The following is an 11,769-nucleotide window of genomic DNA, read 5'->3' on the forward strand; positions in this document are numbered from 1 at the left end:
GTTCCACGTGGAACATCTAGAGCTGGCTGCTGGGAATCTTTGCCTGGTTTTCCGGGACGGACTCGGGCTGCGTGAGCTTCGAGTGGCGGTAGTATTCCGCGGAAATGGCATCCATCAGCCGTTGTGTCAGAGATTCGGCATCTTTGGTGGTCATGCCGGTGGTCTCAATGGGATCGCAGGCGACGAGCAATAAAGGCCGCGGAGCCAGATGGTAGGTGTGCATGGGCAGAAGTTCATAGGTTCCGACGAGCGCCAGTGGCACTAAGGGAACTTGTGCCTTGATGGCCATGAAGGCCGCGCCTTGCAGGAATTGGTGGATGTGGCCGTCGGAGGAGCGTCCACCATCCGGGAAGATCAGCAGCGGCATGCCGGACTTCAGCGTTGCCACGCCGCGCATCAGCCCAGCGACCATCGACCGCATGCTGGACTGATCGATAGGAACCTGGCCGGAGCGGGTGAGGTGCCAACCGATGAACGGGATCTTGAAGAGGTAATGGTTCGCCAGGATGCGGAACTGGAAGGGCAGCGAACCAAACAGCGCGGGCGTATCCATATAGCTGAGGTGGTTGCTGGCGAAGACGGCGGCTCGGCCCAGGTGCAGGTTTTGCGGGTTGACGACCTTCATCGGCGAGAGCGCGATTCCCAGCATCAGCTTTGCCCATAGCTGTGCGATGGCGTGCTGCTGGCGTCCCGACTTATCCCACAGAGATGCCAGCAGCGAGAGCGAGCCGCAGGCCACTGTCACGAACAGCATCAGGGGAATAAAGATCAGGTAAGAAGCCCAGGGCAGCAGCCGTTTCATCCGCGTCGCTCCTTCAGCCATGTCTTGGCTTCGGCCACCAGGTATACCGAACCCGATACGATTACGCTTCCGGCGCGGTCTACCGCCTTGTTCATAGCATCGGCCACGGAGGCGCAGACTTCGGCGGTGGTATCCAGTTCAGTGGCTACTTCGGCCAGCGCTTCAGCGGTTGCTGCGCGTGGGCTGTGGATAGGAGCCAGCAGGATGCGGTCGTCGGGACCATCGAAGAGTGGGAAAAGAATCTGTGCCATTTCCCGGATGGACTTGTCTTTCAACGCAGAAAAAACAAGTGTGCGCGGTGCAGGCAGATGGTCGCCGTCGATCTGGCGGGAAAGGTGGCTGCGCAGCGTCCATGCTCCGGCGGGGTTATGCGCGACATCCATGAGCATCGTGATCTGCGTTCCGGGAATTGTGATGGATTCCAGGCGACCGGGCCAGCGTGTCCGTTGGATGCCGCTTTCAATGGAGCGCGGCGTTATCCTTGTAAGCTGTTGATTTGTAAGTAATTGTTCGGAGACTGCAATTGCAAGAGCGACGTTCCGACGCTGGTGGTCGCCCAGTAGCGGGCTGGCCACTGTAATGCCTTCTCCCTGAATTACCAACGGGTAAGATATATCGCCAGTGATGCGGTCAGGCAGATAGGCGGCGGCATTTACGCCCGTAACATCCAGCGATACAGCTACTTCACCGATGGCGGCGTTGGCCTCAGGATGCTGCGGCAGAGTGACCAGGCGGCCCTTGGGGCGAAGGATGCCGGCTTTCTCACGAGCGATCTCTGTCAGCGTATTGCCGAGCCATTCCGTGTGGTCCAGCGAGATATCCGTGATGACGGAGAGCAGCGGTTCCACGATATTGGTGGCGTCAAGGCGGCCACCAAGGCCAACTTCGAGAACCGCGATGTCGACCTTGGACTCGGCAAAGGCGACGAAGGCGATTGCTGTGATGACCTCGAAGAAACTTGGCGCGTGCGGCAGTTTGCCTTCACTTACAAGCTGCGTTGCTGTGGCTTCAACCTTTGCGAAGGCTGCTGCAAAGGCGTCGTCGCCGATTTCTGTCAGCGAGTTTTCGCCGGGTGTTGTGCCGCTGATCTGAATGCGTTCATTGGGTCGTAGAAGATGCGGCGAGGTGTACAGGCCGATGCGGTAGCCGGAGACGCTGAGAATGCTGGCGAGTGTTGCAGCAGTGGAACCTTTGCCGTTGGTGCCTGCGATGAGGACGGACGGATAACGGTTCTGCGGATTGCCCAGAGCCTCCGCGAGTACGCGCATGTGAGCAAGCTCAAATTTGCGACGCGGAGCGCCAGGCGCGGCAGGAGCAAGCTCGCCGCTCAGGGTGTACAGCTTACTCACTGCTTCTTCGTACTGCATGCCTTGGTCATTGTACAAAGCCAACGCGTTAAACCACGGCTGGCTTGTTTGATTTGGATTTTCTCGTCGCTTGTGCGATGCCATTCTCGTGGTGCGAGAGGAATGCAGGTCCTTCGGCTTCACTTCGTTTCGCTCAGGATGACGGTCTTCGACCGTATGAGCTTCGCTTTCGCGAAGCTGGTTTGCGTTTTTTAGCTGAAAGCTTCATGCTGTCTTGGCTGGACGAGGGGTTGTTGGGCTTCTTCGCTGCGCTCAGAATGACGGTCTTTGACCGTACGAGCTTCGCTTGAGGACAAGCGTTGCTCTCAGATGTGAGTTATTAGCGTGGAGCGCGCGGGGATTTGGTGGTTTTTGCTTTGTCCAGGCGCGTGCCGATGGCTTCGAATGCGGGTGTGGGGCCGGTCCAATGTAGTTGGTCGACGTTGGTGAAGAGTGGCAGGTCTGTTTTGAGTGTGGCGAGATTGCGGAAGAGTAGCGCGTTGTCCCACTCGTTGCGCAGCGTGTCGTTCATGCCGCGTGGATTGGCGATGGCGAGTTGCCAGTCTGCGATGTCTTTGGGGATAGCTTCGAGGTGACCGAATTTTGCGAGGACTGCGGCGGTGCCCTTCGCTCCCCATCCGCGCAGGCCGGGATAGCCGTCTGCGGTATCGCCCACGAGGGCAAGATAGTCAGGAATGGAGGCGGGTGGGACGCCGAACTTTGCAATGACTCCGGCTTCGTCGCGGATTTCGCGTTTGCGACGATCCATCTGCACCACGCGGTTTCCCCGCACGCATTGTGAGAGGTCTTTGTCCGGTGTGCAGATGAGAACGCGTGAGACGCGTGTATCTTCTGCGGCAATGCGGGCTGCAGAGGCGAGTGCGTCGTCTGCCTCTTCGTTCTCCATGGCCCAGGTGACGATACCCATTGCCTGTAAGGCTTTTTCCAGCAACGGGAACTGCTGCCAAAGATCAGGGTCGATGCCTTCGCCTGTTTTGTAGCCGGGCCATAGATCGTTGCGGAAGGATTCGATGACGTGATCGGTGGCCACGCCGATGTGTGTGGCGCCTTCCTTCGTCATCGCGAGGATCGATGCAAGTACACCTTTCACCGCACCGACTTCATTGCCGTTCTCGTCGCGCATGGAAGGCCAAGCGTAGAAGTGGCGGAAGAGTTCGTAAGTGCCGTCGATGAGATGGACTTCCATGGTGGTAAGCGTACATGGAACGCGCTATAGGGAAGGGTCGATTTTGCTATGGGTAAAAGGCTTTCTTATGGCCGCGCGCGGCTACGCGGTGATAAGAGCGTTTACGAGGAGTAATGAATCACCTGTGGTTTCCTAACCACCCCAATAGACTACAAACAGCCAGTAACGGGCCGGACAGAGCGAGCGCCAAGCGGAGCTTCCCCTTGCCAAATGCTCCCAAGATGCTCGCAGCAAGAGCTGACAGAAGCCCGGCAAGAAGCACTCGATCTTCAAGCGGATTGAGTGAGAAACCGCCTTGACCATCAGAGACTAGGGGGAAGGGAGCGGTCCAGGAACAAACAGTGGATGCGAGCGCAATCAGCGCTGCAACGCAGCCGATAGCTAGTATGACTCTACGCGGTGACTGATTCTCAGTTCTGTCGTCCATGATTTGTCTGGCGTTTATGCGGAGTTGGAAGTCGTCCCATCTATTTGGCTGCTTACAGCTTCGATGCTTCGTCCGATTTTTTCGCCGCCGCGCCCTTGTTTCCCATTGCGGCAAGCACCTGAGCGTGGAACATGAGTTCCCACTTTAAAGTTTTCGAATATGGTCCATGCAGATCCTGCCCAGCAGGGCCATTCAGTGCATCATGCTCGAACTTTTCAGCTTTCTCTAAGTCTTGATCTGCTCCATGCAAATCGCCGGCGTCTGCTCTAGCTTGACCTCTTACGAAATACGCTGCGTTCGAACCAGAGCCGTCATCGAAACCCATCAATACCACTGCAACTGCCTTGTCACCGGCCTTTATAGCATCTTGGTATTCTTGGGCTTGTATCAAAGCAGTTGCGTAGAAGACGTAGGCTCCGCGTCGAGTGATCGGATGAGTTTTTGGGTCGTACTTGTCCGCTTCGTCGGAGACCTTTTTGCAGGCTATGACAGCATTTGCAGCGTCGTGCTTGCTGACGTAGTTCCTACATTCCTGATCGAGGGCCATAAACTGCTGCGTGACGCTGTCGTCAGGCCTCGTGTCTTTCGCGGTCACCGTCACATCCTGAGCATGAGCGAAGACACCTCTGAGGATGAATGCAGCCGCAAGGATAGACAATTTCATGGACCGAGTTTATCAAGATAGCTCGATTAGTAACGTGAAGTTAGCATGTCGTCATCAATCCATTGGTGCGAGAAGAGCGCTTAGCAGCACCTAGCGACTCATAAAATGAATGGAAACCGCTCGCGAGGATGTTGCTAGTGCACAGGCACAATGATGGAAGCGCTGGAGATGCAGATTACGGCTTGATCGGAAAAGGGTACACGGCATATCGTCGTCCTGACCCTGCTATCGCGTCATTTCTTGAGAAAGCCCTTGGTGACGCAGTGACTGTGCTGAACATCGGCGCGGGAGCGGGCTCGTATGAACCAACAACGCGTCATGTGACTGCGGTCGAACCGTCTGCTTCCATGCGCGAACAGCGGCCGGCTCACCTTAGCAGCGCAATCGATGCCATGGCAGAGGCGCTGCCTTTTGAGACAGATTCTTTTGATGCGAGTATGGCAACGTTCTCCGTCCATCAGTGGTCGGATCTCGAGAGAGGACTTGCAGAAATGCGACGCGTCACCAAGGGACCGGTGCTCATCCTCACCTGCGACCCCGCCGCTCTTCGCGACACCTGGCTGAATGAGTATGCTCCGGAGATGATTGCTGTAGAAGCACGGCGGTATCCCGGCATCGACAGGATTCGCAAAAGCCTAGGCTCACACGTGACCGTCTCGACCGTGCCTATTCCGTTGGACTGCACAGATGGCTTCAGCGAAGCGTATTATGGCCGCCCGGAGCGCCTTCTTGATCCCGGGGCAAGGCGCGCGAATTCTGCATGGAGCTTTGTAGATTCAGCGGCTGAAACACGCTTCGCTGACAAGCTTGAATCCGATCTGAGAACAGGTGTCTGGGACGACAAATATGGCGCGCTTCGCCACTTGCATTTCTTCGAAGGATCGCTTCGCCTTGTTGTTGGAAGAAAGGAATGAATTGTAAGTAACGCGAAGTCGGCTTCTCGCCATCAACCAACAGTTAGTTTCCCTTCAGCATCTCCATACATAGAATCTGTCGCCTCAGCGCATTCTGATGATTTGGGCGTTCCCAATCGGACTACACTAGGTCACGCTGCTTGCCTCTAGTGCATTAGGGCCTCTTCTTGAGACAAGCGCAGCGTTGTACGGCAGCCAGTCTGGAGTCAGAGTGTCCAAGTGCGAAAGCAATCGAGCTGTTTTTCGGAGCGTTCCGAAATATCAATCTGAAGCGGACACCATGCGCCTGCTTCCATCGTGCCGAGGCGAGAACAGGCCCCCTCACGTTTCGGTGATCTCACAAGATCCCACCGATGTCAGCTCACGGGATATGTGACGATGTCGCGCCTATCTCCAACTCCTCAAGACGAGAAGCAACTCATTCGGGTTGATGTCATTGCGTTCCAAATTGACGACCGATGTCGTATGGAAGTGCCATCGCGGTGTTGGGCGATTCAGTTCCCCTCGGCAAAGTCAATGCTCAGGCATGCACGGAAGCGGCTGCTTACAGCTTCGATGGTTGACTTGCGTCGCGGTCTTGAACAGGGTGGCTCGTTCCCTATCTACATTAAGTTCGAGCAAGCCACATTGCTCGGAATACCTGTCCGTGAACGACCCAGGCCCAAGAGGATGTTCTTTCGGTACACCTGGGCATTACAGGACTGGCGGTACAGCTTGAGAAGATTTCTGCGCAAGAGGTTCCACTACAGCCGTTCGCCAAGAGGGCACAGACGATAGGCAGATGGAGCCGATGGCCTTCTATCTCGAGCGGATTGACGCGTACCTGGCACGTATTCTGCTGTCTTGATACAAGGGTGTGCCATCGGCGTTTCCTATTGCTCATTGCTGGTAGCGAAGCTCTACGACACGGAATGGCTCATTGCGCTTGCAAGTTATTCGGCGCGTAGCGCTTCTACAGCGTTCACTTTTGCTGCACGCGATGCGGGAATAGCGGAAGCGATGATGGCTGCACCCAGGATGGCTACGGCGGATGCGATGAATGCGAGTGAGCCGGGCTGATGGATCTCTGTGACGTATCTGGCGACCACACGTGAGAGTGCGAAACCGATCGCGATGCCTGCGCCTACTCCGATGGCCGCCATGGCCACGCCTTCTACCAGCACGATGGAGAGAATGTTGCGCCGCTGAGCGCCCATGGCCATGCGGATTCCGAACTCGCGTGTGCGTCCGCTGACAGAGAACGCAAGAACGCCTGCCACACCCACCACGGAGATTAAGAGGGCCACCAGGGCGAATCCGCCGAAGACAATCGCGTTGAGGCGGTCGGGTGTGAGCACTTCTGCGCGAACATCTCCTAGCGTGCTGGCTTTTTCAACGGGCTGGTCCACGGATAGTTCGTGAACAATTTGTGTGATGGCAGGGACCACGGAGTATGCGTCCTGCTTGGTGCGCACGAAGAGACGGCCAGTCCATCCCTGTTCCTGTTCGACGGGCTCATAGATGGTCATGGCCGGCGCGGGGATGATGTTTTCATCGTCGAAGTCGGGCACTACGGCGATGATTCGTCTTGGTTCGGGACTGATGCCGACGAACTTGATGACGCCGTCTGTCCACCGCACGGTACGGTTGAGTGCATCCTGTCCGGGGTAGAGCATTTTCGCAAGGCTCTGACTGATGATGACAACGCGTTCCGCATCTGCACGGTCGCTGTCTTTAAAGTCGCGACCTTCTTTAATGGGCACACCGAAGGTATCGAAGAATCCAGGCGACACGACGCGGAACTTTGCGCGGAAATCTTCGCCGTTGTCGCGCTTGGCTCCCTCTGCGGCGAACTGAAAGCTGACGCCCAGGCCGCGGTCGTCACGCCAGGGTGTACCAAAGCCTGAAGACACGTGCTCCACTCCAGGCAGTGCTCTGACGCGACGTTGTACCTCGCGATAAAACTCATCCACTTGCAGGGGTGTCTTTCCATACGACATGAGTGGAAGATTCACTGCGAGGACGTTGGCCGAATCGAATGGTGGCCGTGTCTGCTCCAACACAAAGAGAGTCTTCATCAACACGCATGCTCCGCCAAGCAGCAGGAACGAGGCTGCGATCTGCGTTACGGCAAAGATGCGGAGGCGTCGGCTGCTGCCGCCGGCTACGCGTGCTCCACGACCGCTGAGGCCACCTTGTGGTGAGTCCGCTGATGGGAGTCGAGGAATGAACGCCAGAAAGACAGCCGCTGCCAACGCCAGCGCAATGCCGAACCACACCATACTGAAATCGAGCGTGAGGTCATTGGCACGCGCGGAAAAGCGCGATGCATAACGCCCCAGCACGGCGACCATCGGTATGGCGAGTGCCACTGCAGCGATGGCTCCGCTGCCGCACAGGATGAGGCTTTCCGCCAACAGAGAGCGGCGCAGAGTGGAATTGCTTGCGCCGAGTGCTGAACGTATCGCCAGTTCCGGTTCGCGGCGCACGGCTCGCGCCAGTACAAGATTAGCCACGTTCGAACTGGCAATGACGAAGAGCAGGCCAGAAGCCGCGAACAGTATCCACAAGATCGTATTGGCGCGCGCGTTGATCTGATCGTGCATGCGCGTTACGTTGATTTGGTAGTGGTCTTCTGGCTTGTAGACCTCAGGGTGCGCGGCCACCATCGCGCCGTATGTGGTTTGCAGTTCCGCGCGCGCATTGTCCAGGGTGGCGTTGGGAGACAATCGCGCAAAGACCTCGGTCATGCGATGCTCACGTCCCGTCACCATCGTTGCGGAGAGGTGATGCGGGCTGGTGACCAGGTTGGCAATGATCTCGGTTGAGACGGGGTAGGGAACGGATGGCTCCAGAACGCCAACCACGGTCGCGGACCGTGCGCCGGTGGGGCCTTCCAACCGCACGGTCTTTCCAATTACGGTGGGATCGGAGTGCAGCGATGCTCTCCAGAAGTGATAGGTCAGCACCACTGCTCCAGCGGCGTTCTGACCGTCATCAGCGGGAGTCAGCAGACGTCCGAGCACGGGATGCAGGCCCATGACTTCGAAGTAGTTCCCATCCACCACGCCTGCGGGAATTTCTCGCGGCGTGCCCAGGCCCACGACTGTGAAATCAACCTCGGAGAATGTGCCCAGTTCCTTAATGGATTTCAGGCCGGTGCCGATGTCCTTAATTTCAGGGACGGAGAACGTTGCGTTGTCCTGGCCGAGACCGGGTGCGCTCTGGCGCAGATAAAGCAGACGGCTTTCGTCGCTGTTTGCCAGCGGGCGCAGCAGCACGGCGCGCACAACGCTGAAGATGGCGGCGTTGGCACCGATACCCAATGCCAACGTAAGGGCCACTGTGATCCACAGCGCGGGGACTCGCGCCAGGGAACGCGCGGCAACTTTCAGATCGCGGAAAAACGACATCACGCACCTCGGTCAGGCGGGGTCGGGGTTGGCCGCCTTTACTAGTCGACGAACGGCTGGACAACAATTCTACAAATCGTTCCGGAATTTTTTGCACAACACTTTTACGATTGGGTCAGAAATCGGAATAGCGTGTCGATGTCCTCGCCGATTTTGTAGGCGGGTGGTAAGCGTGAGGATGATTACCGTTGTGGAAGTGGCATGAGCAGGGAGAAGACTGTGCCAGCGCTCTTCTGTTGTGTGTTGCTGCGTACGCGCATGGACCAGCCATTCTTCTTTACGATTTCGTCAGTGACCCAGAGGCCAAGGCCAGTGCCCGTTTCGCCTTTGGTAGTGACGAAGGGCTCGAAGATCATTGGCAAAACGTGTTTTGGGATGCCATGACCGGTGTCCGCGATAGAGAGACGCGCTTTTGCGGCTCCATCCCCGGAATAATGTTCGATTGAAACACGGAGACGCAGCTTTCCGCCGTTACGCATTGCGTCGAGTGCATTGCCGATGAGATTGGCGACGACCTGGCGAAGCTCACCTGGGCTGGCGATGATCGGGAGTGAGGACGGCGCTACTTCTTTTTTGACTTCGACTTTCGCGGCAATGAGACGTGAGTGATATAGCGTCAGTACGGAGTCGAGGATGTTGATGAGGTCGACCTGCGTGGGCTGGTTCGGCTCTTTATAGAAGCGCAGCGTGTGCTTCGCAATCTCAGTCACGCGAGCGAGTTCGTTCTCTGCCTGCTGGAGGTAATTCTGTGCCGCATCTGTGAGGTTTTCGCTACGAGCGAGATAGAGCAGGTTAGTGACGGATTCGAGAGGGTTATTGATCTCATGCGCGATGCTGGCAGCGAGGCGTCCTGTGACGGCGAGTTTTTCTGAACGGCGCAAGGCTTCCTGAGCGCGTTCGACCTGGGCGATTTGATCGCGGATTTGATACTGCCTTTCGCGTCCGCGAAGAGCCAGTTCGAGAGTACTGGAGAGCGTTTCCGGTCGTAGTGGGCGTTCGAGAAGAACCACGTTACCGAGAGGAAGACGAATCTTCCTGAGACGTTCGCTTTCCATGGTTACGCGGCCGCCAGCGACGAGGATGATGAGCGGGAAATCTGACCATGAAGGTTGATTCATGAGGGTTGGCTTCAGAGCTTCAATGGCGTTGCCGCCCAAGGCCTCCTCCGCCACGATGGCGGAGGCTGCTCCGACCTGGATTTCGTTGCAGAGATCGTCTACCGAGCTGGTAACGTGACACGGCTTTCCAAGCTTCTCGATGAAGTTCGCGATCAACTGCGCATCTCGACCGATGGGGGCAAGGATGATGGTGCGGTGTTCACGTTGCGAATTGTTATTCACCGGGGTCAGAGACTTTTCCGATCTCGCCAACGTAGGTGGGGGTGCCGGAGAGTAGTCCTTCAAAGTCCTTCAATGGCGGGCCGACGCGGATGGAGTTCTTTTCAAGGATGAGTTCGCGAATGGTGCGTTCGTGAGAGCCGCTGCGTTTTTTAAGAACGGAAATAGCCTGGCGGATTGCACCGGCGTTTTCGAAATATCGGAAATAGATAACAGTGTCCGCGAGATAACTGACGTCTACGGTGGTGTTCATGGCGCCGATGAAGCCGTGCTGTGCGAGCGTAAGAATGGTTGTGACGCGCTGCTGCGCAAGATATGCGAGCAATTCATGAAGTTGCAGCGCCAGGAACTGTTCGTGCGGCATGGCGTTAAGAAAACCGTTCATGCTGTCGATGACAACGATGCGCAGGTTCTCTTCATCCACCATGCGACGGATGCGCGAGACGAATTCGCCGGGGGATAGTTCCGCGGGATCGATCTGATGGATTTCGAGCGACTTGTTCTCGATAAGTTTTGTTGGGTCTATACCAAGGTTCTTGGCGCGGTCGATAAGTGTTCTTTTGGACTCATCGAAGGTAAAGAAGACTGATTTTTCACCGCGCATGGCTGAGGTGTATGCGTACTGCATGGAGATGGTCGATTTGCCACAGCCTGCGGGGCCAATGAGAAGCGAGCTTGTACCGGAGTCAAGTCCTCCACGGAGAAGGTCGTCGAGTTCGGTAAGGCCGCTCAGAACCTGCTCTCGCTCTACATCAGGCGTGTGCTCGGATGCGATAAGACGCGGATAGACTGCAAGCCCGCCGGTGCGGATGGTGTAGTCGTGGTAGCCCTCGCGGAAGTGAGAACCGCGAAGCTTATGAACTTCGAGACGTCGACGCTTAATACCGAAGTCACGTTCGAGGCTCTGCATCTTAATGACGCCATGCGCGATGCTTTGCAGCTGCAGGTCATTCGTACTGCCTTCGGCGGTACGGTCATCCAGCAGGAGCACGGTGCAGTTGCGACCGGCGAAGTAGCGCTTGAGTGCAAGAATCTGGCGGCGGTACTTGAGTGGATCGCGAGCCAGCATTCGGAATTCGGACAAAGAATCGAAGACGACGCGTTGCGGATCAACTGTTTCGATTTGTTTCAGGATCGAGGTAATCGTGTCTGCGAGTTCGACTTCAGATGGGTGAAAGACGGTGTACTGCGCCTCAGCAGAGAGGTCCTCGTCATCAGGAACCATCTCGTAGATCGAAATGTTTGAGATGTCCCAGCCGTGGGACCGAGCGACCTGCTCCAGTTCGAGCTTGGACTCAGAGAGGGTAACGTAGATGCCCTTTTCTTTGACACGACTCCCCTCCAGAAGAAACTGGAGGGCGAGTGTGGTTTTACCAGTACCGGGATCACCTTCGACCATGTAGAGGTGACCGCGAGGGAGGCCCCCGCTCAGAATGTCGTCGAGACCTTGAACGCCGGTCGAAAGACGAATTTCGGAATTATCCGGGCTGATGGAACTGAGATTTGAATTTGTGTCTGTGGTCTTCACTCATTTATCCAGAGCTGCAATCGCCTATTTTTTAAATCCTGCCAAACTCATTTCATTCGGATTATTGGCAGATGATTCGGGTTGGCTCAGTTGTGCGACAAATGGCCTGGACATAGGCGACGGTTCCGGGCACGCTACTTTCTGAACCTCTG

The 11,769-nt window shown here is 56.5% G+C and carries 8 protein-coding genes; 1 reads left to right on the forward strand and 7 read right to left on the reverse strand.

Annotated features, from left to right (window positions below; translation table 11 throughout):
- Window positions 1–16: 16 nt before the first annotated feature.
- The 4 genes from JAO32_RS01915 to JAO32_RS01930 form a co-directional block, all read right to left on the reverse strand.
- Complete coding sequence (locus tag JAO32_RS01915) at window positions 17–802, reverse strand: lysophospholipid acyltransferase family protein (RefSeq protein WP_334236938.1); 786 nt, start codon at window positions 800–802, stop codon at window positions 17–19.
- Entirely contained in the window at window positions 799–2,169 is a 1,371-nt protein-coding gene (locus tag JAO32_RS01920; protein WP_334236940.1) for a bifunctional folylpolyglutamate synthase/dihydrofolate synthase, read from the reverse strand. Before JAO32_RS01920 ends, JAO32_RS01915 begins: the two co-directional genes overlap by 4 nt.
- Window positions 2,170–2,488: 319 nt before the next feature.
- The gene (locus tag JAO32_RS01925) at window positions 2,489–3,355 is read right to left on the reverse strand and encodes a 5'-3' exonuclease (RefSeq protein WP_334236943.1); all 867 of its coding nucleotides are present in this window, start codon (window positions 3,353–3,355) and stop codon (window positions 2,489–2,491) included.
- A 479-nt stretch (window positions 3,356–3,834) separates the two neighbouring features.
- Entirely contained in the window at window positions 3,835–4,446 is a 612-nt protein-coding gene (locus JAO32_RS01930; protein ID WP_334236944.1) for a hypothetical protein, read from the reverse strand.
- Between the two features lie 182 nt (window positions 4,447–4,628).
- Between JAO32_RS01930 and JAO32_RS01935 the strand changes: the two genes are divergently transcribed.
- Complete coding sequence (locus tag JAO32_RS01935) at window positions 4,629–5,360, forward strand: class I SAM-dependent methyltransferase (protein ID WP_334236946.1); 732 nt, start codon at window positions 4,629–4,631, stop codon at window positions 5,358–5,360.
- Between the two features lie 932 nt (window positions 5,361–6,292).
- Here JAO32_RS01935 and JAO32_RS01940 read toward each other — a convergent pair.
- The 3 genes from JAO32_RS01940 to JAO32_RS01950 all read right to left on the reverse strand — a co-directional run bounded on the left by JAO32_RS01940 (window position 6,293) and on the right by JAO32_RS01950 (window position 11,617).
- Window positions 6,293–8,752, reverse strand: a complete 2,460-nt coding sequence (locus JAO32_RS01940; RefSeq protein WP_334236948.1) for an ADOP family duplicated permease — start codon at window positions 8,750–8,752, stop codon at window positions 6,293–6,295.
- A gap of 182 nt (window positions 8,753–8,934) precedes the next feature.
- A complete protein-coding gene (locus JAO32_RS01945) occupies window positions 8,935–10,092 on the reverse strand; it encodes a sensor histidine kinase (RefSeq protein WP_334236950.1) in 1,158 nt (385 codons plus the stop codon).
- Entirely contained in the window at window positions 10,085–11,617 is a 1,533-nt protein-coding gene (locus JAO32_RS01950; RefSeq protein WP_334236951.1) for an ATPase domain-containing protein, read from the reverse strand. Before JAO32_RS01950 ends, JAO32_RS01945 begins: the two co-directional genes overlap by 8 nt.
- Between the last annotated feature and the right edge of the window lie 152 nt (window positions 11,618–11,769).

The organism is Terriglobus sp. ADX1 (assembly GCF_036877645.1).
Classification (GTDB): domain Bacteria; phylum Acidobacteriota; class Terriglobia; order Terriglobales; family Acidobacteriaceae; genus Terriglobus.